The organism is Erwinia tracheiphila (genome assembly GCF_021365465.1).
Taxonomy (GTDB): domain Bacteria; phylum Pseudomonadota; class Gammaproteobacteria; order Enterobacterales; family Enterobacteriaceae; genus Erwinia; species Erwinia tracheiphila.
The window spans coordinates 1,448,073-1,474,172 of sequence record NZ_CP089932.1 but is presented as its reverse complement, the minus strand read 5'-3'; the positions used below and the strand labels follow the sequence as shown (position 1 = coordinate 1,474,172).

The 26,100-nt window shown below is 49.3% G+C and carries 26 protein-coding genes and 10 pseudogenes; 10 read left to right on the top strand and 26 right to left on the bottom strand.

Annotated elements, in window-relative coordinates; all coding sequences use genetic code 11:
• Positions 1–29: 29 nt before the first annotated feature.
• From LU633_RS07715 to LU633_RS07665, 12 genes and pseudogenes are all read right to left on the bottom strand, one after another.
• Positions 30–1,250 (bottom strand): ISL3 family transposase, encoded by a 1,221-nt coding sequence (locus LU633_RS07715; protein WP_046371806.1) that lies wholly within the window; start codon positions 1,248–1,250, stop codon positions 30–32.
• Positions 1,251–1,449: 199 nt separating this feature from the next.
• Positions 1,450–1,890: an STM2901 family protein gene (locus LU633_RS26145; RefSeq protein WP_040465896.1), complete on the bottom strand. Its 441-nt coding sequence runs from the start codon at positions 1,888–1,890 to the stop codon at positions 1,450–1,452.
• 74 nt (positions 1,891–1,964) lie between these two features.
• Positions 1,965–2,299: pseudogene (locus LU633_RS07710) on the bottom strand (hypothetical protein).
• Between the two features lie 266 nt (positions 2,300–2,565).
• Positions 2,566–3,814 (bottom strand): annotated as a pseudogene (locus LU633_RS07705) (DNA primase family protein).
• A gap of 105 nt (positions 3,815–3,919) precedes the next feature.
• Entirely contained in the window at positions 3,920–4,210 is a 291-nt protein-coding gene (locus LU633_RS07700) for a helix-turn-helix transcriptional regulator (protein WP_040465897.1), read from the bottom strand.
• A gap of 38 nt (positions 4,211–4,248) precedes the next feature.
• A protein-coding gene (locus tag LU633_RS07695; protein WP_233482004.1) for an IS1 family transposase occupies positions 4,249–4,946 on the bottom strand; the annotation gives its coding sequence in 2 pieces (ribosomal slippage) (positions 4,249–4,685 and positions 4,685–4,946; 699 coding nt in all).
• A 47-nt stretch (positions 4,947–4,993) separates the two neighbouring features.
• Positions 4,994–5,959 (bottom strand): annotated as a pseudogene (locus tag LU633_RS07690) (terminase large subunit); the annotation flags it as partial.
• A gap of 52 nt (positions 5,960–6,011) precedes the next feature.
• Positions 6,012–6,443 carry a type II toxin-antitoxin system VapC family toxin gene (locus LU633_RS07685; protein WP_040465898.1) on the bottom strand — a complete coding sequence of 144 codons (432 nt, stop codon included), beginning with the start codon at positions 6,441–6,443 and terminating at the stop codon, positions 6,012–6,014.
• Between the two features lie 2 nt (positions 6,444–6,445).
• The gene (locus tag LU633_RS07680; RefSeq protein ID WP_016192956.1) at positions 6,446–6,697 is read right to left on the bottom strand and encodes a type II toxin-antitoxin system Phd/YefM family antitoxin; all 252 of its coding nucleotides are present in this window, start codon (positions 6,695–6,697) and stop codon (positions 6,446–6,448) included.
• Between the two features lie 98 nt (positions 6,698–6,795).
• On the bottom strand, positions 6,796–7,233 hold the full coding sequence (locus LU633_RS07675) for a P27 family phage terminase small subunit (protein ID WP_016192957.1): 438 nt from the start codon (positions 7,231–7,233) through the stop codon (positions 6,796–6,798).
• A 304-nt stretch (positions 7,234–7,537) separates the two neighbouring features.
• Entirely contained in the window at positions 7,538–7,729 is a 192-nt protein-coding gene (locus tag LU633_RS07670) for a hypothetical protein (RefSeq protein WP_016192958.1), read from the bottom strand.
• A 323-nt stretch (positions 7,730–8,052) separates the two neighbouring features.
• Positions 8,053–8,748: pseudogene (locus LU633_RS07665) on the bottom strand (IS1 family transposase).
• A gap of 54 nt (positions 8,749–8,802) precedes the next feature.
• Here LU633_RS07665 and LU633_RS07660 point away from each other — a divergent pair.
• A pseudogene (locus tag LU633_RS07660) lies at positions 8,803–8,934 on the top strand (cell wall-binding protein); the annotation flags it as partial.
• A gap of 108 nt (positions 8,935–9,042) precedes the next feature.
• Here the strand turns inward: LU633_RS07660 and mepS are convergent.
• The 3 genes and pseudogenes from mepS to LU633_RS07645 all read right to left on the bottom strand — a co-directional run.
• On the bottom strand, positions 9,043–9,618 hold the full coding sequence (mepS, locus tag LU633_RS07655; protein WP_016192961.1) for a bifunctional murein DD-endopeptidase/murein LD-carboxypeptidase: 576 nt from the start codon (positions 9,616–9,618) through the stop codon (positions 9,043–9,045).
• A 371-nt stretch (positions 9,619–9,989) separates the two neighbouring features.
• A protein-coding gene (locus LU633_RS07650) for an IS1 family transposase (RefSeq protein WP_233482003.1) occupies positions 9,990–10,687 on the bottom strand; the annotation gives its coding sequence in 2 pieces (ribosomal slippage) (positions 9,990–10,426 and positions 10,426–10,687; 699 coding nt in all).
• Between the two features lie 205 nt (positions 10,688–10,892).
• Positions 10,893–11,098, bottom strand: a pseudogene (locus LU633_RS07645) (phosphatase PAP2 family protein); the annotation flags it as partial.
• Positions 11,099–11,404: 306 nt separating this feature from the next.
• Between LU633_RS07645 and LU633_RS07640 the strand changes: the two are divergent.
• The gene (locus tag LU633_RS07640) at positions 11,405–11,704 is read left to right on the top strand and encodes a fimbrial protein (RefSeq protein ID WP_016192963.1); all 300 of its coding nucleotides are present in this window, start codon (positions 11,405–11,407) and stop codon (positions 11,702–11,704) included.
• A gap of 71 nt (positions 11,705–11,775) precedes the next feature.
• Here the strand turns inward: LU633_RS07640 and yeiP are convergent, their stop codons facing one another.
• Positions 11,776–12,348 (bottom strand): elongation factor P-like protein YeiP, encoded by a 573-nt coding sequence (gene yeiP, locus LU633_RS07635; protein WP_016192964.1) that lies wholly within the window; start codon positions 12,346–12,348, stop codon positions 11,776–11,778.
• 232 nt (positions 12,349–12,580) lie between these two features.
• Between yeiP and LU633_RS26140 the strand changes: the two are divergent.
• Positions 12,581–12,646, top strand: a pseudogene (locus LU633_RS26140) (YkgJ family cysteine cluster protein); the annotation flags it as partial.
• Positions 12,647–12,702: 56 nt separating this feature from the next.
• Here LU633_RS26140 and LU633_RS07625 read toward each other — a convergent pair.
• The 8 genes from LU633_RS07625 to tnpA form a co-directional block, all read right to left on the bottom strand.
• Positions 12,703–12,954 (bottom strand): pyocin activator PrtN family protein, encoded by a 252-nt coding sequence (locus LU633_RS07625; RefSeq protein WP_016192965.1) that lies wholly within the window; start codon positions 12,952–12,954, stop codon positions 12,703–12,705.
• Positions 12,951–14,258 carry a DEAD/DEAH box helicase gene (locus LU633_RS07620; RefSeq protein ID WP_232426935.1) on the bottom strand — a complete coding sequence of 436 codons (1,308 nt, stop codon included), beginning with the start codon at positions 14,256–14,258 and terminating at the stop codon, positions 12,951–12,953. Before LU633_RS07620 ends, LU633_RS07625 begins: the two co-directional genes overlap by 4 nt.
• 225 nt (positions 14,259–14,483) lie before the next feature.
• Positions 14,484–14,786 carry a PDDEXK family nuclease gene (locus tag LU633_RS07615; RefSeq protein WP_016192967.1) on the bottom strand — a complete coding sequence of 101 codons (303 nt, stop codon included), beginning with the start codon at positions 14,784–14,786 and terminating at the stop codon, positions 14,484–14,486.
• Positions 14,770–15,000 carry an ANR family transcriptional regulator gene (locus LU633_RS07610; RefSeq protein ID WP_016192968.1) on the bottom strand — a complete coding sequence of 77 codons (231 nt, stop codon included), beginning with the start codon at positions 14,998–15,000 and terminating at the stop codon, positions 14,770–14,772. The genes LU633_RS07615 and LU633_RS07610 overlap by 17 nt, the downstream gene beginning before the upstream one ends.
• Positions 15,001–15,015: 15 nt before the next feature.
• Entirely contained in the window at positions 15,016–15,228 is a 213-nt protein-coding gene (locus tag LU633_RS07605) for a hypothetical protein (protein WP_016192969.1), read from the bottom strand.
• Positions 15,225–15,902 carry a hypothetical protein gene (locus LU633_RS07600; protein ID WP_016192970.1) on the bottom strand — a complete coding sequence of 226 codons (678 nt, stop codon included), beginning with the start codon at positions 15,900–15,902 and terminating at the stop codon, positions 15,225–15,227. Before LU633_RS07600 ends, LU633_RS07605 begins: the two co-directional genes overlap by 4 nt.
• A 5-nt stretch (positions 15,903–15,907) precedes the next feature.
• A complete protein-coding gene (locus tag LU633_RS07595; protein WP_233482027.1) occupies positions 15,908–17,920 on the bottom strand; it encodes a DNA polymerase family A protein in 2,013 nt (670 codons plus the stop codon).
• A gap of 196 nt (positions 17,921–18,116) precedes the next feature.
• A complete protein-coding gene (tnpA, locus tag LU633_RS07590; RefSeq protein WP_233482026.1) occupies positions 18,117–18,476 on the bottom strand; it encodes an IS200/IS605 family transposase in 360 nt (119 codons plus the stop codon).
• A gap of 231 nt (positions 18,477–18,707) precedes the next feature.
• Here tnpA and LU633_RS07585 point away from each other — a divergent pair, with 231 nt between their 5' ends.
• Positions 18,708–19,226 (top strand): hypothetical protein, encoded by a 519-nt coding sequence (locus LU633_RS07585; protein ID WP_016192972.1) that lies wholly within the window; start codon positions 18,708–18,710, stop codon positions 19,224–19,226.
• A complete protein-coding gene (locus tag LU633_RS07580; RefSeq protein ID WP_016192973.1) occupies positions 19,223–19,579 on the top strand; it encodes a putative T6SS immunity periplasmic lipoprotein in 357 nt (118 codons plus the stop codon). Before LU633_RS07585 ends, LU633_RS07580 begins: the two co-directional genes overlap by 4 nt.
• 21 nt (positions 19,580–19,600) lie before the next feature.
• On the opposite strand, the pseudogene LU633_RS07575 reads toward LU633_RS07580, so the two are convergent.
• Positions 19,601–19,930: pseudogene (locus tag LU633_RS07575) on the bottom strand (IS1 family transposase); the annotation flags it as partial.
• A gap of 385 nt (positions 19,931–20,315) precedes the next feature.
• Here LU633_RS07575 and LU633_RS07570 point away from each other — a divergent pair.
• The gene (locus tag LU633_RS07570) at positions 20,316–20,456 is read left to right on the top strand and encodes a hypothetical protein (RefSeq protein WP_161796965.1); all 141 of its coding nucleotides are present in this window, start codon (positions 20,316–20,318) and stop codon (positions 20,454–20,456) included.
• 8 nt (positions 20,457–20,464) lie between these two features.
• A complete protein-coding gene (locus tag LU633_RS07565) occupies positions 20,465–21,679 on the top strand; it encodes an IS91 family transposase (protein ID WP_046371879.1) in 1,215 nt (404 codons plus the stop codon).
• Positions 21,680–21,785: 106 nt separating this feature from the next.
• Here LU633_RS07565 and LU633_RS07560 read toward each other — a convergent pair.
• Positions 21,786–22,204 (bottom strand): annotated as a pseudogene (locus LU633_RS07560) (IS1 family transposase); the annotation flags it as partial.
• Between the two features lie 355 nt (positions 22,205–22,559).
• Between LU633_RS07560 and LU633_RS07555 the strand changes: the two are divergent.
• From LU633_RS07555 to LU633_RS07545, 3 genes and pseudogenes are all read left to right on the top strand, one after another.
• The gene (locus tag LU633_RS07555; protein ID WP_161797005.1) at positions 22,560–23,174 is read left to right on the top strand and encodes an EAL domain-containing protein; all 615 of its coding nucleotides are present in this window, start codon (positions 22,560–22,562) and stop codon (positions 23,172–23,174) included.
• 152 nt (positions 23,175–23,326) lie between these two features.
• A pseudogene (locus tag LU633_RS07550) lies at positions 23,327–24,109 on the top strand (IS5 family transposase); the annotation flags it as partial.
• 176 nt (positions 24,110–24,285) lie between these two features.
• Positions 24,286–26,094: an extracellular solute-binding protein gene (locus LU633_RS07545; RefSeq protein WP_016192977.1), complete on the top strand. Its 1,809-nt coding sequence runs from the start codon at positions 24,286–24,288 to the stop codon at positions 26,092–26,094.
• Positions 26,095–26,100 lie beyond the last annotated feature (6 nt).

Below are 26,100 nucleotides of genomic sequence, written 5' to 3'. Positions count from 1 at the left end.
AAGGGACTTCCCCGATCATGGTGGGAGACTCAGAACGCCATGTTCAGCTTCCCGTAGTGGAACATTACGCCCAGCTTGAACCGTTCTTTATTCCTGAAGCCCCGTGACTTGATCCTCAGCAACCGTATTTTACTGTTCAGAGACTCCGCATTGCCGTTCGATACCCGGTTTTTCATCGCATTCAGAATGCCGTAAAGCCGCTTTGCCACCATGCGGGCAATGCTGACCATGAGTGGTATGCCGGTGTCTTTAGCCATCGCCATCCATTCCTGCCACAACTTACGGCTATGGTCGTCATAGCGGCGGTGCCACAGATCGCGGGCAAGCTCTTTCATTACCCAGCACTGGTTCGTTTGCGGTAACACCAGCCGGGCAACTTCTAACCTCTCAGCGCGGCGCCCAAAGCGATTTTGTTTGCTGTAAAACCATAAGTAGCGTGAGCGGTGGGCGTCTTTCCTGTCTGACGACGGGATCTGTTTCATCTCAGCCTGACGGGTTTTATCAACGATGGCGCACAACATTTTTGCCACATGGAAGTGATCGAAGGCGATTTTATCCACGGCATTGGGGAGATGGATGCGTGCAGCACTGATATAGGCCGTGTTCATGTCCATAGACAGCGTTTTTATCTCTTCAAGCTGGTGATCTCTCAGGCTACGCAGATAACTGGCAAGACTTTCTACACCGCGATCGTCGGTCAGTTGCAAAGCGCGTCCCTGCCTGTCAGAGATAACGGTGACGTACTGGTGTCCTTTTTTGAACCCGACTTCATCCACGCAGAGATGACGGGCCGATAAGGGTTGTTTTATCCGGGCCAGGCCTCGTTTTACTGCGCGCATCATGATGCCGTCCACGGCATTCCAACTGAGTTTGAGCTGCTTTCTGACAGCATCCACGGTGCTAATTTTCAGCCATGAAAGAACAAAGGCTTCGAACAACAGGGTGTAGCGGCTGCCTGGCCCCGCCCACGGAACCGGCAGTGTCTGGCAACCGTGCTCGGGGCAGTCAATGCGGGGTACATCAGCTTCAACCAGCGTGGTGAATTGACAGGTATCGAGGTGACGCCATTTGCGACGCCGGTGGTCATGTATGGGGCAGGATTTACCGCATGTTGGACAGGTCAGTTGAGTGTGCCCGACAATGCCGACAATCACAGTCACTGAACCAGATTTTTCATCAAGAGAAAGGGATTTTACCTGCCACGGTGCGGACAGGTTAAGGATATGGGCATAGAGGGACTTTTCGTCCATGGCAGACTCCTCAGAAAATCAAGACTGCCATCATAATGCCCTTAGCCACCACAACAGGGGAAGACCCATAAATAACCGGTAACTGTCAGATCAGGTCTGAGCTAGTACAATTTACCTGTACTTAGCGATGAATCAATATCAAGCTCCTCGCAGCGTAATTCATCTCTTACAAATTTAAGCACGGCATCTTCGACAGACGTCATATTCTGTCCTCAGGTTTGACCATGACATTATAGTGCCAGATAGTTCTGTGCGAAATCATGGTTATATCATATAACGTGATCGCGACCCCGACCCACGGCAACCATCTTCCAATAAGACCGCCTAAACTCGCTGTTCTGGCCCACCGACCATTAATCAATGTTTTCCAGGTAGGGGAACGCCAGCGACTATCTAACCGACACGAAATCATCCTGCACAACCCCAATGACAAGAGACTTGTTCCTCTTGTCGCTGTATTGGGTTTTCCAGGAACGTGAATTATGTTGAAACTTCCGACTATCGTCGCAAACGCAAAAATATCTATGCCGTCAAATTGCTTTTCTGCCTCATCCACCAGAATCCAGAAAGCAAGCTCTCCAAGTGGAAGGTTCCACATCCCTTTAAAATAATATCCGTTCAGTTCTTCAACCGTATCAATACGTCCTCCTGTTATTAATCCAGCCCTTAGCTTAAATCAAAACAGCCCGTTTTTAAACAGGCCTGGCTGTTACCCTATTCTTTATCCAGTCCCCAATGATAAAATGCCCAGCTCGCAGTTGATTGTCCTCCAAATATCGCACTTTCAATGCCAGCCCCCGTATAAGACAAGTCACCTGACATCCGCTGAAGAAGATCAAGGTAAGCATCCGCATCTTTTGACAGCTCATTTCCAGCTGCTTCAACACCGCTTTTATATGCCTCAAGGTCAGTTTTTTCAGAAGTAACAAACGCGCTCAGGGCAAGGAAGTCTGTCACAGTAATCTCGTTTTTTTCGACAGTGCGTCCACGGCGCTGTAAAGAAATTTGAAATCAACCATCCGATCGTTAGCTTTGCCAATCATTTTCATATCTGTTCTCCTGTGAAAAAATAAAATTTATGCCTCAGAGTGTTCACCTTTTCTGTTTTTCCTATTTAAGTCATTGAATTATATGGTTCCCACTCTGAAAAAAGTGTTCACTTGTGTTCACCTTAACTGTTCACCTCAAACACGAGCAAATCTAAAAAAAGGTGAACAGGTGAATAGTTGGTGAACAGTTAATAATAAAGTGTTCACCCTCCGTATTTATGTTCTTTAATCACTTTCTGACATGGTGAACACTTTTCCATTATCTTTTACGTTTTGCTGTCGGGTTCATTGCACTGCGGCATCCATTCATCAGTCTCAGGCGTCAGCGAAAGGTTTGACCTCATACCCTGCTTTGTCTTCCTCCTGTCATACACTTTGCCGTACTCAGACATTGCACCCGGCATATCCGTACCAAACCTGGTTAGCGATACGGGCTTGTTCAGTCCGTTTGAGCGCATGTATTGCATATAGGCGTGATACAGATACCGACGCGGGCTGAAGGGAATAATATCTGCATTGCCAACAAACATGCCGTCACACTGTACTGAGGCCAGCAGGTAACCACAGAAATCCACCAGCGAATCGCCTTCACGCTTAATGGCTAATTGCCTCCTCTGATTTCTGCTGCTCAAACAGAAGACTTTGGGCCTCATTCTGGTCAGCAAAGCGCGTCAGCAGGTGCCGGATGATAACTGGAAGCTACGCCTCAATTTTTTCCGACAGCAGCGGATCACGCTCATTCTCCGGTACAACCTGCGAGAAATTGAAGATAACCCTGCGCCGGGATATGCCGCCGCTACGGTCACTGAACGTCATGGCATTGTTATTTACGGCCAGTATGACAGCAGGAATGCGGGTTGAGTATGGCGGCTTGTGTTTCGGGTCTATTGCCACTTTGTCACCGCCCGTAATGGCTTTAATTCCCGCACCGTCTCCGGCATAGCGGTTAGCCATAATCATATACAGCGCGGCCAGAACACGCTCCGCTTTACGGCTGTTGCCTCCGGTTGCCCAGGTCAGCCACTTCCAGAACGCCGGGGCATTGCTCTCCGGCGTTTCGCCGTCCTGCTGAGACCCAAACTCCACCTCGCTGGCAACCAGTAACCAGTCTTCTCGGTCATGTGGCCGGAATGTGCCTTGCCGGGTATCAAAAACACCATTGCTGAAGCCAATCAGGTTACGGGCCGTCACGCCCATTACTGGCAGGCTCAGTTTCATTGTATCCACGGTGTTCTTCATCGCCGTCATAGAGTAAGGAACGCCGGATTCCCGGAATATATTCGGCATCTCCCTTGCAAGGTCTTTATCACTTACTGGCTTCCAGATAACGCCGCTGTAATGGTGAACGGTGTCAGAATCGCTGTGTAACGCCAACAGGCGATCATAATGTTCAAGCAACACCTCTCCACGCTGGCTTGGCCCCATCTGAGCAAGTGACGATGTGGACGCGTCAGTTACCCGCTTCTTTTTTTTCCGGTTTTGGTGCGGGGAATACCCGGTGGATACGTCCTGCATCAGTTAAAACGGCCTGAACCCCGTCACTACCAATCAGATCGGACACCAGCTCTATACGGTTTTTCTTCTGTACGGCCTTATCGGTCATCAACAGGCCGCTTTCGCTCAGTTCCTCGTAGGTAACCCCGGCACCAACCACAAAACCTTTAAGGCGTTGCGCCAGTGCGCCGTAGGCGTGGTTTTGTCTTTATCCCTTACCCATGCCTGCACTTCTGATAATCTGTACAGTTTTGTTTTGGGACCATATTCATAGCGAGGTGGAAATCGCCCCATTTTAATCATGTAGTACCTTGTACTTGCACCAATAGAGGTCATCCAGCGACAATCCCCTTCGGTTATCATCCGATCCAAGTCTGGCATAATTTCCAGTTCTTCTCTTGTCATAACTTTAATCATGATTATGCCTCATTGATAATTCCGGTCGTGACGCAGATTTATTGATAATGATGAAGAGTAAGATACCAACCGATGATCTTATCGTGCATTTCCTCTGACTTCGAAAAGCAAATTGTTCTGCGGGTCAGTCGTTTGATATGTGTGCGAAGATTAAGATTATGCCGTTCTGTCCGTTGGGTATATTTCTTGCTCACCACGTGGCTTGTTGCACTTAACAGAACTTTATAAACCGGCCAGGCATCTGTCATATAAAAGGCAAGGTTAAATTTGCTTAACAGGGCCAGCAATCGTCGCAGGGTCGGGGCATTTCTCGGGCCGAAGACGTGGGCCAGAGCACGTTTGCGGATACGGTCATAAGCATAGAACAACCACCGGGGATTGCTTTTACACCGCACGTAAGACCATTGTTCACCGGCTTCACAGCAGATAACAACCTCCGTTTCGGGGTCGATATTCTCAGCTACCTGCTTTGGGGAAATTTTTTTAAGTGCCGCAGAACCGTATTGAGGCTGATACCGAGAACCCGTGCGGTATCGCGACATCCGTAACCATTCATGGCCATATTAACAATGGTCTGGTGTGTGTCTGGTTTGGCACCGGAGTAGCTAAAGTTGAGCTGAAAGGTCTTTGAACAATGCTTGCAGATGTAACGTTGGGCACCGGATGCTGAATGTCCGTTACATCGTACAGCATGAGTTTCATTGCACTGAGGGCAGACGACATCAACTTTAGCCATATGTTACATCCAAAGCGCAAAGCATACGTGATCAGCAAGTCTGCGTCACGACCTGTTTTGATGTCATTGGTACGGCGCGGCACAGTTTTTGCTATCTGCAATATTTCGACAAGATCATCGTAAAAAATCGAGACATTGAGATTTGGATTGGCCTTGATGAGGTTCACGGGATCCTGCCAGTCATCACCATCATCCAGCTCGTAAATCATGGCAAACAGGCGATCGTTTGGTATTACAGCGTCCAGCACCTCTTTTGCTTCTTTGTCCTTATCGAAACAGGGAGACTCCAGATCCACGCCCGCCGTTGTGATAATCAGTGTTAACGGCTGGCTACGAGCGCCCATGCCCGTGGTCATTGCTGCATACAGGCGATCAGTGGGGTGCTCATGGTACTCGTCAATAATCGCACAGGACGGACTGTCACCATCGCCCGGATTCCCCACGACAGGGGCAAAAACCGAGCCATCGGGACGGGTCATTTTTTCGGCCCATACGGAAACGCCAAATTTGCTGCGTAGCCCTGGCAACATTTTTGCCATATGTTGGGCTGGGTTAAACACTTTCTTTGCCTGCGGCATCTTTGTTGCGCCGCAGTAAATTTCTGCGCTGTTTTCACCATCGGCACAGAACATATAGGTACCGATACCGGCAGCGAAAAAACTTTTGCCATTTTTTCTCGCTACCCGGATATAAGCCTCGCGAAAGCGCCGTTTTTTATTCTTTTTCGTCACCCAGCCAAAAATCGAAAAGAAAACAAATGCCTGCCACAATTCCAGCACCAGTTTCTGCCCTTTCAAATCCCCACTGGAATGGGGCAACAACTGAACGAACCGGCAGGCGCGTTCAGCCAAATCACGGTTGAAGGTGTATGGATACTCTTTATCGAGAGATTTTTTCAGATCGTCAAAATGGCGCTGGCAAACCTTTTTGATGTAACTGCAGGCGATGATTTTCCCGCTCAGAACCTGACGGGCATACTCATTCGCCATGTTGACGCTCGGGTATGCCGCCATTTTTCCTTACCCTGGGACCACGATCCCAATTAAGATTTTAATCATGCTGATGTCAGCTGCTCTCATGAAATTCCCATGGATTCAGTATTTCAACGCCGCTGGCCTGAAAATCGGCAACATTTCGTGTAACCACTGTCATCCCGTGCACCAACGCTGTTGCAGCAATCAGCGCGTCGCGCTCTGATTGCCGGTCCGGAATATGCAGCCGCGCACAGCGCAGGGCTACCGGAGTATCAACAGCGATGGTTCTGCCGGAAAACTCTGGTAGAACGTGATTATCCATCCATGTACGCAGCATCGTCCCCTGAGAGGCATCCTTCCGTTTCATGGCCAGAATGCCCATCTCCAGTTCCATGATTGTGATGGCCGACACGAACAGGTCCGATGCATCGACCTGTGATGCCCACTCTGCAACGTTTGAATCGGCCTTACCTGACTGGATTTTCCTCAGTTCTGAAACAACGTTGGTGTCAATAACATACATCATCAGAACTCAGCCGCCCGGATACCGATATTCGCCCGCGGTGCCTCAAAATCGATATCTGCAATGCCAGGCATTGCCAGCGAATCAGCAATGTTTCGCCGCTGTTTTGTCAGCGCCTTATATTCTTCAAACGTCAGTAGCACATGCACCGGTTTCCCACGCGACGTGATGAAAACAGGCCCCGATTTAGCGGCCTTTTTAGCACGACCAATATCCTGATTCAATTCCCGGCTGGTTAATGTCGTTACGGTCATAATACCCCCTTTACTATCGAGGTGTAGCGAGGTGTAGGTACGTTACTACATTTTATTGGAAAGGGCAATTTCCGGCTGGCCGTAGCCTGTTTTGGTAATCAAAATTCATCGAATTCGTTGCCTTTCTCAGCACCATTTTTACCGGGGCTGGCCACCCTGTTCCTGCTGTTGCAGTCCAGTCGCAATACGACGCTGAGGCGTATCAGCTGAGAGAGATATTTTTCCAGCGCCTTTACCGCCGCCCCCATCTTCTGGCCACCTGCTGCTGTTTCGTCACCAATCCCGTCATTTTTTATTTCCTGATTGGCGTCATACAGCAGCTGAATGGTGTTGCAGTATTCCATCAGCAGATAGCAGTCCTGCATTTCAAACGTGCCAGCATCAATCATGACGCGGATAGTCCGTTTCCAGGCATCAATGTCCATATCACCGAGCAGTTCCTTTGGTGGGGCAACAGCACGCGTTACAGAGCTGACCATTGCCCCGGTATTGTTGGGCTTTCGGCCCCCTCCGGGAGTTCTTAAACCGGTACTCATTCACAGGGTTCCTGTTTTAATACGATGATTTGTTACGCTAATTACCAACAAAAAAACGACCAAAAAAAGTTTTTATTTCCCGCGCGTAAAAATCGACCGGGAGCGGCAGTCCTGGTGTTCGAAAGGGGTTGAGGATTTGATCCCCCCTCTCCCCTGATTTAGATGATAATTTTTATCATTTGTGGATATGTTTTAGTCTGATGCCTTCATCGTCCAGCTACCATCTCAATACAGAGCTGACGCTTTGCAGCTCTGCCATGGTGGTTATGGATTTCTGACATGATAACTGCAATGCAGCTGGACTTTACCCCAGCTGCAGCACGCCGTGCTTTTCGCTATCGGAGTACGCAATCAAACCGTGGTACTCGGTCACCTCAACCCCATCATCGGCCTCGAACGCCGGGATAAGACCTGTGGTAATCGTGTAAGATTGTTGGCCATCCTGAGTTGCGAACGCTGAGAGTTCCTGAATCTGTGCTGCTGTTAGTACGATCATTAAGTTGTTTCCTTTTAGTCAACATAGAAGTCATCGCTCAGACGGCGACGGTTGCCTGAGTTGGCATTATTCTGGCAAGCGCTGCTGTTATGCCCTCCCTTACTGATCACCTGAGATGATTACAGTCAACTGATTAAGGTGTTGGGACAGTAACTGGTATTGCCCGGTCAAAGCTGCTGTTTGCGTCAGTTCTTTGGCTCGCAGCCGCGCTTGCGCGGAGTTCATCCCCTTGTAATGGTCTGGGGTAGCTATCATTACTTTGTTTGCATTAGTAATTTTTACAAGATTGTATTTACGTAAGAAATTTGGGTCGTGACGCAGATTTATTGATAATGATGAAGAGTAAGATACCAACCGATGATCTTATCGTGCATTTCCTCTGACTTCGAAAAGCAAATTGTTCTGCGGGTCAGTCGTTTGATATGTGTGCGAAGATTAAGATTATGTCGTTCTGTCCGTTGGGTATATTTCTTGCTCACCACGTGGCCTGTTGCACTTAACAGAACTTTATAAACCGGCCACGCATCTGTCATATAAAAGGCAATGTTAAATTTGCTTAACAGGGCCAGCAATCGTCGCAGGGTCGGGGCATTTCTCGGGCCGAAGACATGGGCCAGAGCACGTTTGCGGATACGGTCATAAGCATAGAACAACCACCGGGGATTGCTTTTACACCGCACGTAAGACCATTGTTCACCGGCTTCACAGCAGATAACAACCTCCGTTTCGGGGTCGATATTCTCAGCTACCTGCTTTGGCGAAATTTTTTTACGTGCCGCAGAACCGTATTGAGGCTGATACCGAGAACCCGTGCGGTATCGCGACATCCGTAACCATTCATGGCCATATTAACAATGGTCTGGTGTGTCTGGTTTGGCACCGGAGTAGCTAAAGTTGAGCAGAAAGGTCTTTGAACAATGCTTGCAGATGTAACGTTGGGCGCCGGATGCTGAATGTCCGTTACATCGTACAGCATGAGTTTCATTGCACTGAGGGCAGACGACATCAACTTTAGCCATATGTTACATCCAAAGCGCAAAGCATACGTGATCAGCAAGTCTGCGTCACGACCGAAAAAAGTTAGTTGCACAGAAGAAGCAAACAATGTTTATAACTGTATTGTCGATGCCTCCATTAGCAATATGAAACAGACAAAGCCTGTTAAGCTTGTGAAAGCTGATGGTGTCTGGAAAGAAGTTCAGTAGTAGCCTATATCAAGAAGCCTCTTTTAGCCCCTACATAGGGGACAGTGTCAAAGCCACCTGCTATGCAGGTGGCTTTTTACTCGTTTCACAAACTATGGGGCCAGAAATTCAGCTTTGGGAGCGGTTTAGCACCCTGCGCGCATCACGATAACGGTTTTTCCAGTAGGCTTCATTCAGATTGGAAATCATTACGCCGTTAGTGGTTGAGGCATGAACAAAGTTGTCATTTCCCAGATAAATCCCAACGTGACGTCCTGTAGAACCTGCACGGAATAACACTAAATCGCCTGGCCGCAACTTGGCGCGCTGAATACTTTTCCCGGTGTCTTCCTGCTCATAGGTTGAGCGAGGCAGATCCAGACCGAACTGTTCACGGAAAGTGGTTTGCACAAATGCAGAGCAATCAATGCCGCGCTTGTTGGTTCCGCCCAAGCGATAACGAACGCCTTTCCAGTCAGAGTACTGCTCCATCAGACGGGATTTGATATCCACATTCTGAACCAGCTGTTCAAATTCATCCTGAGACGCTTGCAGTAAAAAACCGTTTTTGTCTTTAACTGCATGGGTATCAGTTTGTGCATTGTTGCTGGTATTTGTTGAAGTACAGGCTGAAAGCAGCGTTACCAGGGCAACTGCGGGTATAGTCCGCCATATATATCTCAGAATCGGTTGAGACTTGACCATTGTGAATGTGATCCCTTGGAGTCCTTAACGACAAAGTCGCTAGCTAAATTGCGAAACGAAAACGAGCTATCACAGGAAAGTAAGACAATTCCTGAATAATTAAAACCTGTTTAAGAAAGCGGTTTTAAATGTAAATTTCAGAAATATAGCAATGCTATTTACCTAGTTGAACGTAGACTACCCGATTACAGGCAGCATGGCGAGGGGTTTTTACGTCTTTTTATAGGTTTTAATAATATAAAAAATAATGATCATGAGATGCCTGCACTATCGGCAAATCAAAGAAAAACCTTAACAAATAAACGCAAAACAGCCTGAAAGGCTGTTTTTTTTGTGAATTATGAAGTGAAAAATATGGTCGTGACGCAAATTTATTGATAATGATGAAGAGTAAGATACCAACCGATGATCTTATCGTGCATTTCCTCTGACTTCGAAAAGCAAATTGTTCTGCGGGTCAGTCGTTTGATATGTGTGCGAAGATTAAGATTATGTCGTTCTGTCCGTTGGGTATATTTCTTGCTCACCACGTGGCCTGTTGCACTTAACAGAACTTTATAAACCGGCCACGCATCTGTCATATAAAAGGCAATGTTAAATTTGCTTAACAGGGCCAGCAATCGTCGCAGGGTCGGGGCATTTCTCGGGCCGAAGACGTGGGCCAGAGCACGTTTGCGGATACGGTCATAAGCATAGAACAACCACCGGGGATTGCTTTTACACCGCACGTAAGACCATTGTTCACCGGCTTCACAGCAGATAACAACCTCCGTTTCGGGGTCGATATTCTCAGCTACCTGCTTTGGCGAAATTTTTTAAAGTGCCGCAGAACCGTATTGAGGCTGATACCGAGGACCCGTGCGGTATCGCGACATCCGTAACCATTCATGGCCATATTAACAATGGTCTGGTGTGTGTCTGGTTTGACACCGGAGTAGCTAAAGTTGAGCTGAAAGGTCTTTGAACAATGCTTGCAGATGTAACGTTGGGCACCGGATGCTGAATGTCCGTTACATCGTACAGCATGAGTTTCATTGCACTGAGGGCAGACGACATCAACTTTAGCCATATGTTACATCCAAAGCGCAAAGCATACGTGATCAGCAAGTCTGCGTCACGACCAAAAATATCAAAAAAAACATCTTTTTTGTTGTTTTTTAAAGTCAAGGGGTATTAATAAATATTTTATGAAATATTATCCCGGCAAAGTGAACATAACGTGAATAGCGATATGGTGCGTTCACCAAATAATCGCAGGAGGGCGTAATTCACCACCAGCTCATTCCCACCAACACAATTGCAAGTGAACCTGCTGCTACATCCGTAAACCAGTGCGCACCGATCATTATACGGGGCGCGGAAAATATCAGCGTCATTGCCACAGCCATTAGAAAAGTACCGCGGCCAAAATAACGCACATAAAACTGGCAAAAATCATCACCATCATGCCGTGATCGCCAGGAAAACTGTCAGCAGAGGCCTTTTCGCAGGAACGCAATTAATTTTGCTCCGCGTTCCGCCAGCAAGCCGCTATTAACACTTGTTTCACCAAACTTATTCCCTCGCTCTGCCCATTCTTGTTAACGGGTTTGCTGGCCAGTAAGTGCAGCAGTTTGCTGGTCTCTTCACTTCCCTGGAAACCTCCACCGTGGCCACTTTTACTCCATGTACATAGGTCCGTTAACGGGAAAAAATGAATTTAGATCCATTTAAAAATTTACCAACAGAGCGAAAAGGTGAAGTTGCGGCTAAGTTAATAAGTGGATAATAAAGTAATGAGGTTGCTATGAAGGTTATAAAACTTGCGATAACTGCGGTTATCTTCACATCATTGTCAAACTATGCTCTGGCGGCAGGAAGCAATATCGGCGTGGTACAATTTGTCGGAACCATTGTTGAGCCAATGTGCGACGTTACACTTGAGCAAAACCAGCTGAGTTCATCCTGCTATCGCGAAGGCCATTATCAGATGACGCGTTCTGCCGTTGAAGATGAGCAGGCAATCCCTGCCAATATTGGACAAACGCAGATACGCTGGTTAGACAGCACCCACAAGCAAGGCGTGCTGACTGTTAGCTATAACTGAGTGTAACAATGGATTTGTCATAGTATAACAAAACAACCATGCATTATTGATGGTCGGTTTTTTTACTACAGTTATTCAGCGCGTCCCATATAGCGGCGTTCAGGGATGTGGATACGGATTTTATCGCCGCTACTGAGATACTCAGGCACCTGAATCACCAGACCCGTGCTCATCGTGGCAGGTTTTGTCCGGGCACTGGCTGAAGCCCCTTTAATAACCGGAGTAGTTTCAACAATTTCCATATCCAGTGTCTGAGGCAGCTCAAGGGCGAGAATTTGCCCATCCATGGTCAGCACCTGAATACCGGGGATACCGTCTTCGGGAATAAACAGCAGTTCCTCTTCGATTTGTTCTTTTTTAAAAACATAGGGTGTGTAATCTTCGTCATCCATGAAGACATATTCATCACCATCAATGTAAGAAAAAGTCACCTGACGTCGGCTGAGTGAAATGGCTTCCAGAATATCGTCACCCTTGAAGCGTTCCTCCACTTTCAGACCGGAACGGATATCGGTGAAACGCATCTTATACAGGGTTGACGCGCCACGAGCGCTGGGGCTTTGCACATCAATATCTTTTACTAACAGTAGCTTACCATTATGGCTCACCGCCATTCCTTTTTTTATTTCGTTAGCTCTTGGCATAATAAAAGTCTCAATAAACAGGCGATAGAAAATGATTGCGTCAACTTACTCCGGCTGAAGGATCCAGGCAAGGATTGCCCGAACCGCTTGCGGCAGATTATCGTAAGAAAAGAAAAATGATGACAGGTGAGATGATAATCTTATCAGGGCGCTGCTATTGTCCCGGCAAAGTGTACAGTGGATAAAAATGTAATGTCGTGCTGAATGTGGTGCATGTTGTACCACACCGTCAATTTCAGCGGCTATTCCCGGCATGCCGGGGGGCAAACCAGCTAATACGCCCTGTATTGAATGGGATTTACTGCAAATAAAAATCAATAAGTTATGTTTTTGTGGGGTGCTGATCGGGAGGTATTACTGCATTCTTCTAAGTTCTTCTTTTGCCTCTTTCCTCTTTTTATCAATGAACTCTGCCAGATCGCTGACGTGAACCATGCGAGGGGATTTTTGGCTATCACCTATGCGGAAAGTGGGTAGTGGCAGATCGCCACATCCAGCCTTTTTATCCGCTGTTGCGGGTTTCATTCCAAGATAACGTTCAGATATGTCGGCCAACGGGATTGTTGAGGTTTCAAACTCCGCCATCAGCAAAAACATAGTATTCATTTCAAACCTCGCTTCTTCATGGCTTCGAGCAGGATGTCCTGCACTTCACGTTTTGAATCGCGCCGCTGCATTACCAGTTCGTCTACGGTATCGGCGGCGATAATGTGATGTATCCAGACCGGACGGTTATGCCCTGCCTGTATCTGGCGCATTGGCCCTATACGTTCAATAATTTGCTGATACTGTTCCAGATCCCACCAGTGGGAGAAAAACGCCAGGATGTTGCCACCGTCCTGTAAGTTCAGGCCGTGGCCCGCGCTGGCTGGGTGAGCAAAAAGGACAGGTATTTTTCCGGCGTTCCAGTCGCGCAGCGTCTGCGGATCGGAATCAAGCTGTTTACCCTTCGGAAATGCTTTCAGTAAACGGGCTAAGTCGCTTTTAAAGTGGTAGGCAACCAGCCCCGGCATACCGCCAGATTCGGCGATCACACTTTCCAGCGCCTGTAATTTTGCGTCGTGGATCTCTGACCATGTACCCTTGTCGTCGGTATAGACAGCGCCGCTGGCGATTTGCAGGCACCTTACCGTTTTAGCGGCGGCGTTCTGCGCTTCGATGTCGGTGCCGTCCAGTTCCAGAAACATCTGCTTTTCCATTTCCTGATATTGTTGCCGTGCCTTTGCTGGCATCTGCACCCGGATCACGTTGTGGATCGGTTCCTCAATATCAAACCAGTCGGCGGCGTCCAGCGAGATAGTCACATCACGTAGCGCCGCCTGCATTTGTTCCAGCGCAAAGGGGCGCGGTTCCAGCTTTGACCACTGCTGACCGGGAAACTGAATGTTGTTAAACCAGCGAGAAGTGAATGCGCCAAAGGTGCGCCCTAAGCGCTGGCCCTGATCAACAAACCATGCCTGGCCCCACAGGTCGATCAGGCCATTTGGTGCGGGGGTGCCGGTGAGGTTCATCCAGCGGTGTACGTGCTTATGTGCCACTTTCGCCAGCGCCGCTGCACGTTTGCCGCCTTGCCGTAACCGGAACGATTTTAGCCGGGTGCTCTCATCTGCCACTACAGTACCGAAAGGCCAGCGATCACCCAGCGTTTCAACCAGCCAGACCAGATTATCGTAGTTGGTCGTATACACGCTGACATTGGTGTTTTGCAGCGCCGCCAGCCGTTCTTTGACTGTGCCGACAATTGGCTGCATCTCAATGTTGCGTAGGTGATTCCATTTATCGACTTCATCCGGCCACGTTGATCGTGCTACACGCAGGGGGGCGAGAACCAACACCGGTTGCGTTTCGGCACCGCACATAAAGAGATCTTCCAGAGTGGTCAGTGTGGCAACCGTTTTACCCATACCCATGCCAGCCCAGATATTGGTGCGGGGTAGGTTAAGGGAGTGGTCGATAATAAGGTTTTGGTATGGGCGGGGGGTGAAATTTTTAGGAGGTAAGCTATTTTGCACGTTTTTCCTCCCAATAAAGCTGTTCGCTTTGCCCTGTATACCTACCCGTTTGTCCTTTTGCTGTAAACTCAAGCGTTCCAGCGGTAAAGAGCATTACGATGGCTCCATCATACGGGCCGCCAATTAGCCGGAATTTACTGCGACGTTGGACTTTTCGCACAATATTCCCTCCAGATTCTTGCTATCCAGCACTATTACGGTAAAGCCCAGCGCCCTAAGCCGTTCATGTTCGCGCAACTGCTCGGGCCGTGGTTTCTCGCCGGGGGCTTTGCACTCAACGAAGACTGCCCGGCCACCAGGTAGCAGAACCAACCGATCCGGCACTGCACGGCGACCGGGAGATAAAAACTTGTAGGCGATGCCGCCAGCCTTTTTCACTTCAGTTACCAGGTGTTTTTCGATAGTGGATTCACGGGTGTAGGCCATCGGCAACCGCCTCTTTTAGTTTTTCCCGCCCGACCTGCATCAGGCAGAAGTCGGAGCGATTTTCGCTCCACTGCTGATTAATTCCGTTACGTGATAAGCGACTGGCTTTTGTCCATACCTTTGCAGCGCGGCGGTAATCGCCCTCGCGCTCGATTTGCGCAGCCTCACGCGCAGCCCGGTAATACAAGGGGCTGTCATAATTTCTAAAAGACATAAGGGTTGGCCTCGATCAGTTGATAACGCCGACGACTTCCTCATCGGTGTAAACATTTTCGCCGTTGATTTGAGACTGGCGGCACCGGACGAGCACGGCTCCCTGTTCACCCCAATCTTTACGCAGTGATTTCCAGGATGGTTTTTTATTACCGCAACACTCCAGTATCGCGGCCCGGTCAATGTCGAATTGCGCGCGGCCATCCATCACCATATACAGGTATTTCATTCTGCCACCTCGCCGCCAGCGGCCCGGATTGCCTTTATCCACAAGACTCCAGCATTCAATCCGTCTGCAAATTTGCTGACTTTGGGGATTTTCACAATAAACGGCTTACTCCCGTTATTGAGACGTAGAGTTTTGGCTTTGTCTTCCAGTGATTGGCGAATTTCATTGATACCTTCCTGAGCCTCGTAATCGCCAAAGGCGTTACGTACTTCAACACAAGTCAGGCATACCCAATCTATGAATTTCTCGCTCAGAACATCCGTCGCAGCAATTGATGGGGTGAATTGAGGTATGGCGTAAACAGGATGGTATTGTGATATGCGTCCAGCGTTAACAGCATCGTCCAATGTTTTCTCATGCATCGGATACGCATCCATGTGCCAGCCACCCACCTCAGGGTGATGAACAAAATATTTATACCCAGCTGGCTCACCCGCTGACGCATCGCGTTGGATTAGTTCCCGCTCGGCTATTGCAGCCCTTGCTCCTAACTTTCCAGACTGTTTCGCCAATTCTTGGCACTGTTTCATAGCGGCGTCCAACTTCTCTGCTTGGGCGTCGATGTGTGCCAGTAATACGCGGGCCTCATCTACATTTACGTGATAACTGCCAGCATCCCCTTCTTGAACGAGCAAGCCTAACCCGTAAATCACGTTTTCTGCTGTAATTGTCATAATGATTATTCCTTTCTGTAATGGCGGGCTTCGAATCCGCCAGCGGATAGCGGCAGATCTAAAGCCCATGCGGGGTTAGTTGCGAGCAGGGTGCTCAGGTGTTCGTGGGAGTAATCGGTGGTGTCGGGGGCTTCCGTCAGCACTTCGTCATGCACAGTCAGTATGATGTCGTAGCCGTTATCCTCCACACCGGGCATGTTCGCTGCCATCACATCACGGGCGGTCGCCTGGGTTACGTTCTCCGCCAGTTTGCCGCCGTAGGTTTGCAGGCGTTGCCATTTCCGGCTGTAGGTGTTGATGCCCATATAGCTGATCTTGCCGCTGTCGTCGATACGTGCGCCGGGGTAACAGACCGCCCGGCCAGACGGAAGTTGGATACGAAGCCAGCTTCCATCACGGCGAAGTTTTAGTTTGCGGCAGGAAATGGTTATGCCGGGGGTAGCAATGGCACGGCGGGTGGCCTGGTCGATCTCCTTCCAGAAGCTGAATGTTGCCGCGTGGGCTTCACGCCAGAGGCGTTTAAAAGAGTCGCAAACAACATAAGCGCGTTTTGGCAGTCCGTAGGTTCGCTTCTGTTTTACCGCCCATTCATATGCACGAACGGCTTCATCCAGTATGTTACGCGGGATGTTGTCGATAGCGGCAGAGGCCATTTCTTCGAGGTCGATGTTGTACGCCAGAGAGAACGTCAGAAATGCGCCGACGCCCCCTTCATAGCCCAGCGCCAGTTCCTGCACTTTGCCGACCTGACGCTGATCTTTGTCCACTTCATCCGGGTGGACGCCGAAAGATTTTGCATAGGCCAGTTTGTACAGGTCATGGCCAGCGCGGATCGCTTCACCTTTTTCATCGGTACCGATGATGGTGTCATAATCACGAAACGCCTGTAGCTTCCACTTCTCCCCGGCCAGCCACGCCAGTACGCGCCCCTCGATGTTGCTAAGGTCAGATACCACCAGTTTTTTACCCGCAGGGGCCATGATGCAGCCGCGCAACGCTGAACTGGTCAACTGCATCACATCATCGTAAAGCAGGTCGGCGCACCCGGCTTTCAGTGCTTCAATACCAAAATCAATCTCGTCTTGTTTTAACGTTGGCCTAGGTAAATTTTGGGGTTGAAACAGCCGCCCGGCCCAGCGCCCGGTACGCGATGCGCCACAAAATTGCAGAGTTCCGCGCAGGCGTCCGTCGCGGCTGACGCCTTTCATCAGGGTTTTGTATTTGCTGGTGCTGGTGGAACTGGCCTGTAGGCGGATAGCGAGTAGCTCGCGAAGTTCAAACGGCAGGTCGGGATCGTTAACCCGGCGCTGCAAGGTACTGGCCTGCATATCGGGAAGTTCGATACCGAAAGCTTCTGCTATGTGTTTCAGCATGGCGTCACGCTGTGTTGCTGCCTGCACCTCGTTGTCCGTGAGTTCCCGTGTTCGTTTGGCCAGAACCTTCTGTTCCATCTCAACAGCCGTAACCGCTGCCTCTGCAAGCTGCACGTCCATGAATACGCCGCGATCATTAATGCGCTGATCACGGTGCCAGAGCGCCAGTTCCTGACCTGAGTAATTCCAGGTGGGTAACTTTTTGTCGATCTCGCGCATGGCATCGATATCCAGCCCGGCGTATTCAACGAATCGCTGCCACTCGACAGGGTGCGTTTTGGCGGTAGCGCGGCGGATGGCGCTGTTTTTTGGGCGAGGCTTACAGAATAGCTGGATCAGTTGCTTACCGGCCTTATCCTTGGCTTTATCCTGCGAAACGCTAAGAATGTCGCATAAATCGCCCAGCGAACCCGGTAGGCCGTGCGCCAGCGCTCTGACCATTGTATCCCGCCAGCGCTCAACACCACCGGCTGCGACACCCGGCATGGCGTGATTTAACACCGTGCGGTCGAAATGGCTGTTGTGGGCGTAGATCAATACATCAGGATTGGTTAACGCCATCTTTAAATTTGCTGGCATGGGCTTTCCGCTGGTCACGTCCCATACATGTACCGGCGCGGTATCGATAGCCCAGGCAAACAGCATAACCTCCACGTTTTCGGCGTAAGCATGAGTTCCGTTTTTTATGGGCACTTCGCTGAAAGTCTCGAGATCAAGCCATAATATCTTGGACGTAAAAAACCACCTGCATAGCAGGTGCCATTGATTTCGCCCCACAGGGGCGCACTAAGTCCAGACTCAGAGAGCCTTCCCTTCACACTGCTTTCAGTGGAAGCTGGCTCTATTCAACTTCATGTTTTTCCTGATACTTCACGTACTTTATTATCATTTCTTCGTTTATACCTACGGTATCGACACAATAACCTCTTGCCCAAAAATCATTCCCCCACTGCTTGTTCTTACGCAGGCAGGGAAATTTACTGAACAATCGAAGGGCTGTTTTACCCTTTAAGTCGCCTGTTACATGGGAAATCGAAAGCCATGGAGGCACTTTTACCCGCAAAGGGACATGGTCTGTCTGGACATTCAGCTCCACTACTTCTATCCCGGGCTGCTCACCTGAGATCCTTATCGGCTTACAGACCTCTTTACCAACATTGTTCCTGAGGATGCGAAACCGGTACCTGGGTGTCCATACGATATGATATTGACAACATCAGGGCACATGAGATGCTTTCTGGAATCTGCTCATGGTTAAATCCCTGGCAGTTATGGGGATAACAGATTCGGATTTTCCCATGAGTAGCATGACTGGCAGAGCCAGCTTATTGCTGACCACCTCCACAGGAGGTGGTGTTCATGCCGGGATAAAATTGCCTTATGTTATAGGGTTAACCTGAAATGAATAGAGGTTATGTGGGAAGGAGTCCCTATGCTTAAAAGAGGTGGTTTGCGATTATTAACTTCGGGTGAAATTCGCCTGGCAACTGAGCTATACCGTCACAGCATCCAGTACAATCGGGTATGGGTTCATCACGGTAGCTATCTGCCATTTGGTATGCAGGAAAACAATACCGCGATGACACCGAATGGTGAGATATGGTTTGAAACCAACGTTTATCGTGATGATTACTCTATAGCTTCAGTTGATTACCAGCATCTGTTTATGCATGAAATGATGCACGTCTGGCAATATCAGCGTGGCATGAACGTCAGAATGCGTGGTTTGGTTTCATGGGCTGCGAATTACACATATCGCCTTGATAAGAAAAGTTTATCTGGTTATTCAATGGAGCAGCAGGCTTCAATAGTGTCCGATTATTGGTTGCTAATGAAATTAGGCTTCGTAAAGAACAAAAGAATGATAAATTATAAAGATTATGATTCGTCTCAACCTGTGAAAGGTTTGGTTGCGAAATACCAAGGAGTTTTAAGAGGTTTTCCTCAATGATTAAACATTGGCTGTTATGTATTTTCTTTTTTGCACTAACGGGGTGCACTGGCGACAGACTTTCATTTCATAAGAAGGGCAGCGCAACCGTAAATGAAAACCGGGTTTGTATAGCATCGGCCCCCAGCGATATTCTGGAATATTATTCTTTAAGTTCATCTGAAAATAGTTATGCGGTACCTATTTTAACAGAAGATAATATCGCGAAAAAATATCCTGATACCTGCATGCCTTTGATTCTTAAAAATAGTACGAATTATGAGTTGATTTATGTACTAAGCGGTGAAAAGTATCGGTTCGAGTTTATAACTGATGCCCATAATAAAGTAACAAAAACCTATAGCAAGTCGTAAAAAATAGGTCGTGACGCAGATTTATTGATAATGATGAAGAGTAAGATACCAACCGATGATCTTATCGTGCATTTCCTCTGACTTCGAAAAGCAAATTGTTCTGCGGGTCAGTCGTTTGATATGTGTGCGAAGATTAAGATTATGCCGTTCTGTCCGTTGGGTATATTTCTTGCTCACCACGTGGCCTGTTGCACTTAACAGAACTTTATAAACCGGCCAGGCATCTGTCATATAAAAGGCAATGTTAAATTTGCTTAACAGGGCCAGCAATCGTTGCAGGGTCGGGGCATTTCTCGGGCCGAAGACATGGGCCAGAGCATGTTTGCGGATACGGTCATAAGCATAGAACATAGCGCCCTTACAGGGCGAGCGTCACGGCTCTGCCGTTCCGAGGGTGTTCATGACCGGCTCACAGCTTTATACTCTGCGGTATGTTAATTTCTCAGGAAATCATTCACATGGCCCGTAGCAAAGCCCCCAGAAAGCGTAAACCCACGCCCTCGTCCCGACGCGCTATACCCGGATATCCTAAGCGTTTTCTGGTGTCCATTCCGCCCCGGAGCGATTATGACGACCCCGACGAGTTTTTTACGACACTCCGCAGGATGCCATTCGTCACTGTGTCCACCTGGGGCCACAGTTTTTCCTCGATACACACTTCGACCCGCCTCTCGTCTGCATCATCCGCGGCTTTGAGCCGCCTGACTCACCCGACGGCGATGTCGTCCTTGAGTCCATGCCAGCCGATGTGTTTATTATCGCCACAGAATCCGGCATGCTGCCGGTGACCTTCGCTCCCTGGGATAAACACACCGACAACTGGGCCGATGACTGTGACGACTGGCACTATAATACCGGTGCCACTGCAGAGCGATAATCCGCCGCATGTATATCCCGCGCCCGGCAAAACTGCTGTTCACCACTGATGACGCCTGGAACCGGTATATGGATAAACACGGGGACACCCTCAGCCCCTGGACCGTACTCTGCGTCGAGCGCATGCTCGCCTGCGGCACTGCTGCCATGGGGGTGAAGCGATACTGCTGCGCCTCCCCGGACTGCACCCACACCCGCTTCTTCTGCCAGACCTGTAAATCAAAAGGCTGCAGCTCCTGCGGACATAAGGCCACGGAGCAGTGGATTACAGAGCAACAGCAAATTCTGCCCGACTGCGACTGGCAGCATATCACCTTCACCATGCCCCATCTGCTGTGGCCCTTTTTCAACAATAACTGGCCTCTGCTCAATGCCCTGTTCCGCGCAGCCACCCGCGCCATGCTCCGCTGGGCCAGAAAACAGGGTGTGGAAGTCGGTATCTTCTGCGCCCTGCACACCTACGGTCGCCAGCTCAACCAGCATCCCCACATTCATCTCTCCGTCACCCGCGGCGGGCTTGATATTAAACACGGCGTATGGCGCGACCTCTTCTTTAAAAAGCATGCCGTGGAGGAAATCTGGCGCGGAGCCGTCATCCGGCTGCTGCGCCACAGCTATGACCTGATTAACCCCGGCAGGCTGCCGGGGCTGGGGCATATCCACGACAAAAAACAGTGGCTGCGCTATCTGCAGGCGCAGTACGGGCGCCGCTGGAAGGTCCACTTCGCGAAGAAGACCCGGGGGGCCTGGCGGAGCGTCAAATATCTGGGCCGGTACCTGAAACGGCCCCCCGTGTCGGCGGCGAAGCTGAGGCACTACAGCGGCGGCGCGGTGGTGCACCACTATTACGACCACCGTACGCAGCAGTACCGGCAGCAGACGCTGACGCAGGAAGATATGATCGGACGTTATATCAGCCATATCCCGGCGAAGCATTTTAAGATGGTGCGTTATTACGGTTTTTTATCAAACCGTAAACGGGGTAGCCTGCTGCCGAAGGTGTATGAAGCCCTGGAGATGGAAGCGCGGAAAAAACCGGAGAAGCCCGGCTTCGCCGCGCTGATGAAAGAATTTCTGCGCACGGATCCGTACAAATGCATTCTGTGCGGCAACCGACTGCGCTTCAGCAGTGCGCAGGCCGGGAGGCACGCGTCGGAGTTGGTGGCAGAAAGACTGCATAACATCGACCGGAAACGATGGCTTCTGGCACAGACTGCGGGATAAGTGCGTCTGAAAAACAGCTTTCAGGTTAAAAACGCGCCGCAAATGCCATTTTATGACCATAACGTTCCCGATGGCACATCATTACTGCATTACAGACACTGCTGCTCATGGTCAGGAAATTTTTAAAACGATGATTCAGTTTCCTAACCATGAACAACCACCGGGGATTGCTTCTACACCGCACGTAAGACCATTGTTCACTGGCTTCACAGCAGATAACAACCTCCGTTTCGGGGTCGATATTCTCAGCTACCTGCTTTGGCGAAATTTTTTTACGTGCCGCAGAACCGTATTGAGGCTGATACCGAGAACCCGTGCGGTATCGCGACATCCGTAACCATTCATGGCCATATTAACAATGGTCTGGTGTGTGTCTGGTTTGGCACCGGAGTAGCTAAAGTTGAGCTGAAAGGTCTTTGAACAATGCTTGCAGATGTAACGTTGGGCACCGGATGCTGAATGTCCGTTACATCGTACAGCATGAGTTTCATTGCACTGAGGGCAGACGACATCAACTTTAGCCATATGTTACATCCAAAGCGCAAAGCATACGTGATCAGCAAGTCTGCGTCACGACCCAGAATCGGCAAAAATAGTCTCTACTAATCCAGCCGGCGTGTTAAGCGATAGCCTCCCCTCAGCTGAAAATTCGCTTTCATTGGCAGACAGTCCATTGGTCGGGACTTTTACGATTTCTGGTTTACCGCTCGTATTGCTGCTTTATGGCAAACCGATTATGGCTGGCGATTTAACGATTTTGGTGTTGTGCAGTCTTGCTGCTGCCTTACTCATCGGTTTGGCTTTTTTTACACTGGTATCACGGCGAATGCAGCCAGACAGGGAAATTCTCCAGGGCATTCAATGCAGAGGTTTTTACTTTGTGTTCCAGCCAGTTATCGCAACCATTAACGGCAAAATTTCGTGCATCGAAACACTGCTACGCTGGACTCATCATGAAATCGGTACTATTTCGCCCGACAGATTCATCAGCTATGCAGAAATAACAGATACGATTGCTCCCCTTACCCGCCATCTGTTTGAACTGGTATCCCGTGACAGCAGTACACTTCGTGTTGCCCTACCACAAGACACGGGACTGAGCCTGAATATTCCTCCGAATCATCTTGCTGATAATTGTTTTTATGATGATGTTTCTGCCTGGTTTGAAGCAATACCGCAGAATCACTTCAACTATCCCTTTGAAATTACCGAGCGAACCGCTCTCTATGAAAACAGTACACAAAAGGTATTTAACTGGATTCATAATCAGGGCATCTGCATTGCCGTGGATGATTTTAGAATAGGACATAGTGCACTGATTTGCCTTGATAAATTCAGTTTTGAATATCTTAAAGTCGATCGCGGATTTATCGAGCATGTCAGAAACAGTATCCTGAACTCACCTGTCCTGGAGGCAATTCTTAGTCTGGCAGGTAAGCTGGGGGTGTTTACGGTGGCAGAGGGGTGGAAACCAGCGAACAATCCTCGTGGTTAATTCGCCGCGGTGTTTCCCATCTCCAGGGATATTTTTTCAGCCGCCCTGCACCATTTCACAATTACTCGAATATATGCAGCAGGGCCAGCCTAAGACGCTGTCCTAAAAGGCATCATCGTATAATGCATCCCGGTCATATCTGAGGGCAAAGCATGGCAGGCGGTAAAGGGCAAATCAGCGATGAACTCCGGGACAAAATCGCTCCGCTTATCCCGTAACACAAAACCCGCCATCTTCCGGGTACGCGCCGAAAACGTGTTGATAATCGGGTCGCAATGAACGCCATTTTCTTCGTCCCCAGCACAGCCTGTCAGTGGAATGCACTCAATGCCACAGGGATAGATTCATCAGCTTCTGCGCCCCGGCGCTTCCGGGAACGGAGAGACGCAGGTGTCTTCGGGCGTTTCTGGCAGAACGGATCACTGGCCTGTGAACACCCGGACGGCACGGACTGCTCATGGATGGCGGTATGACAACATCACCGCTGTCAGGGACAAAAAACAGGACGCAACCCCACGGACTGAGGGAAACAGGGCGTAAAGCGCACTGATGACAGATGCCGGGGGGCTTCCTCTGTCACGGGTCGCAGCAGCAAACAGGCATGACATCAAACTGGTGGCGGACACACCCGGTGCTCTTCAGACGGGGCCCCGGGGCAAAAAACCGTACTCTGCCCGGACAAAGGCGACGAAGCGCCCGGGCAAAACAGACCGGTTGAGCCGTCGTGACGAGCCTTATATCCCGCCCCGTAAAGAGGAATGAGATGCCAGTAAACCACGAACTTCAGGGCCAGTCACCGGGTCGTCGGGAGGACGCACAGCCGGATGAACCGGTTTCGCCAGGTCCTGACCCGACGGGAAAAGACGTCTGAGAATGACGGGGGCCTTTTGCGTTTTTCCTGTGGTCTTATTGTCTGGAATAAAGTTCTGTTGAGACAGGCGCTAAGTTATTTCTCAGTCAATGAAAGCAGCAGACACAAACAATTGATTTTACACATTGTCACTGCCATACGACTGCTGATAGGATCTTATCCTGTGCGGATGCCGCCTTTCAGACATGATGCTGCCTTCAGGTGCGGCATGAGGTTTCGCTTTCGGAGTTGAATAACATAATGATTTTTCGCTGGTGTGCCCTGATAATTTTCATTTTTGCCTCATATTCAGCACTGGCTGAAAAAATCAATGAAAGTTATGCTTTTGCCCAGCTAGGCGAGCCCAGGTATGCCACTGATTTCACTCATTATGAGTATGTGAACCCGTCAGCGCCCAAAGGCGGAAATGTTGTCCTCTCTGCTATTGGCACCTACGATAACTTCAATCGTTTCGCCTTGCGCGGCAATCCTGCCGTGGGCTCCGACACTCTTTATGACACGTTATTTGTCTCGCCTGACGATGAGGCAGGGAGTTATTATCCGTTAATTGCTGAAGTTGCACGTTATCCTGATAGTTTCCGCTGGGTGGAAATAACGCTAAAACCGCAAGCACGTTTTCAGGACGGTACGCCAATGACTGCTGAAGACGCCGCGTTCACTTTTAACAAATTTATGACAGAGGGTGTGCCACAATTCCGGGTGGTTTTTAAAGGCGTAACCGCAAGAGCTATCTCCAGACTGACGGTACGTTTTGAGCTGCCGGGCCGCGACCGCAATAAAATGCTTTCATTGCTCAGTCTACCTGTCTTTCCTGAGAAATTCTGGAAGGATCACAAACTGAGTGAACCCCTTGCCGTACCGCCTCTTGCCAGCGGCCCCTACCAAATCACCCGCTATAAACCAGGTCAGTCTGTTACCTATTCCAGAGTTAAGGATTACTGGGCTGCAGACCTGCCGGTGAATAAGGGACTGCACAATTTCGATACCATCCGTTATGACTATTATCTTGATGATAATGTGGCCTTTGAAGCGTTTAAAGCGGGCGCATTTGATTTTCGTGCTGAAGGCTCTGCAAAAAAATGGGTCACACAGTATCAGGGGAAAAATTTTAAAAAACAGCAAATTATCAAGAGTGAGCAGCCGAATAAGATAGCCACTGTGACTAACTGGCTGGCATTTAACGTCCCTAAACCGCTGTTCAGCGACAGAAGAGTTCGTGAGGCCATTTCGCTGGTTTTTGATTTCGAGTGGATGAACAAAGCCTTATTTTACGGAGCCTATAACCGCACCAGCAGCTATTTCCAGAACACTGACTATGCTGCCCGCCATTATCCAGATGCAAAAGAGCTGGAAATTCTGACTCCCTTCAAAGGCAAGATACCGGATGACGTTTTTTCAAAAATCTATCAACCCTCACATACTGACGGCAGCGGATACGATCGCAATAACTTGCTCAAAGCACTGGATTTATTGCAGCAGGCCGGCTGGCAGATAAAAAATCAGCGTCTGGTTAATATAAAAAATGGCATCCCCTTCCGTTTCGAACTGCTTACCCGCAGTGGCGGCAACGATCAGTGGATATTGCCGTTCCAGCATAATCTGGCAAGGATCGGCATTCAGTTAACTATTCGTCAGGTTGACAGCTCACAGTATCTTGCCCGGATGCGCAAAAGTGATTTCGATATGCTGATGTCACCCTATCCGGCCATGCCTTTTCCAGACAGTGGTCTGCAAATTTACTGGGCAACACCCTATATTAATTCGAGCTATAACCTCCCGCATGTTTCTAATCCGGTTATCGACAATCTGGTGGATCAGATCAACCAACATCAGGGAGATAAAGCTGCGTTGCTTCCGCTGGGACGCTCGCTTGACAGGGTGTTGCTGTGGGATTACTACATGATCCCAATGTGGTATAACGCAAGCGATCGTTACGCTTGGTGGAATAAGTTTTCCATGCCGGAGATACGTCCAACCTGGTCAGTCGGTTTTGATAGCTGGTGGTATGATGCCAATAAAGCCGCCCAGTTGTCGACCCAACGTCAATAAAGGAGC

Coding starts and splice junctions, on each gene's coding strand:
- LU633_RS07715 (WP_046371806.1), bottom strand. CDS start 1,250: ATGGACGAAAAGTCCCTCTATGCCCATATCCTTAACCTGTCCGCACCG.
- LU633_RS07700 (WP_040465897.1), bottom strand. CDS start 4,210: ATGATTAAAGTTATGACAAGAGAAGAACTGGAAATTATGCCAGACTTG.
- LU633_RS07685 (WP_040465898.1), bottom strand. CDS start 6,443: ATGTATGTTATTGACACCAACGTTGTTTCAGAACTGAGGAAAATCCAG.
- LU633_RS07680 (WP_016192956.1), bottom strand. CDS start 6,697: ATGACCGTAACGACATTAACCAGCCGGGAATTGAATCAGGATATTGGT.
- LU633_RS07675 (WP_016192957.1), bottom strand. CDS start 7,233: ATGAGTACCGGTTTAAGAACTCCCGGAGGGGGCCGAAAGCCCAACAAT.
- LU633_RS07670 (WP_016192958.1), bottom strand. CDS start 7,729: ATGATCGTACTAACAGCAGCACAGATTCAGGAACTCTCAGCGTTCGCA.
- mepS (WP_016192961.1), bottom strand. CDS start 9,618: ATGGTCAAGTCTCAACCGATTCTGAGATATATATGGCGGACTATACCC.
- LU633_RS07640 (WP_016192963.1), top strand. CDS start 11,405: ATGAAGGTTATAAAACTTGCGATAACTGCGGTTATCTTCACATCATTG.
- yeiP (WP_016192964.1), bottom strand. CDS start 12,348: ATGCCAAGAGCTAACGAAATAAAAAAAGGAATGGCGGTGAGCCATAAT.
- LU633_RS07625 (WP_016192965.1), bottom strand. CDS start 12,954: ATGAATACTATGTTTTTGCTGATGGCGGAGTTTGAAACCTCAACAATC.
- LU633_RS07620 (WP_232426935.1), bottom strand. CDS start 14,258: ATGGGTATGGGTAAAACGGTTGCCACACTGACCACTCTGGAAGATCTC.
- LU633_RS07615 (WP_016192967.1), bottom strand. CDS start 14,786: ATGGCCTACACCCGTGAATCCACTATCGAAAAACACCTGGTAACTGAA.
- LU633_RS07610 (WP_016192968.1), bottom strand. CDS start 15,000: ATGTCTTTTAGAAATTATGACAGCCCCTTGTATTACCGGGCTGCGCGT.
- LU633_RS07605 (WP_016192969.1), bottom strand. CDS start 15,228: ATGAAATACCTGTATATGGTGATGGATGGCCGCGCGCAATTCGACATT.
- LU633_RS07600 (WP_016192970.1), bottom strand. CDS start 15,902: ATGACAATTACAGCAGAAAACGTGATTTACGGGTTAGGCTTGCTCGTT.
- LU633_RS07595 (WP_233482027.1), bottom strand. CDS start 17,920: ATGCTGTTTGCCTGGGCTATCGATACCGCGCCGGTACATGTATGGGAC.
- LU633_RS07585 (WP_016192972.1), top strand. CDS start 18,708: ATGCTTAAAAGAGGTGGTTTGCGATTATTAACTTCGGGTGAAATTCGC.
- LU633_RS07580 (WP_016192973.1), top strand. CDS start 19,223: ATGATTAAACATTGGCTGTTATGTATTTTCTTTTTTGCACTAACGGGG.
- LU633_RS07570 (WP_161796965.1), top strand. CDS start 20,316: ATGCCAGCCGATGTGTTTATTATCGCCACAGAATCCGGCATGCTGCCG.
- LU633_RS07565 (WP_046371879.1), top strand. CDS start 20,465: ATGTATATCCCGCGCCCGGCAAAACTGCTGTTCACCACTGATGACGCC.
- LU633_RS07545 (WP_016192977.1), top strand. CDS start 24,286: ATGATTTTTCGCTGGTGTGCCCTGATAATTTTCATTTTTGCCTCATAT.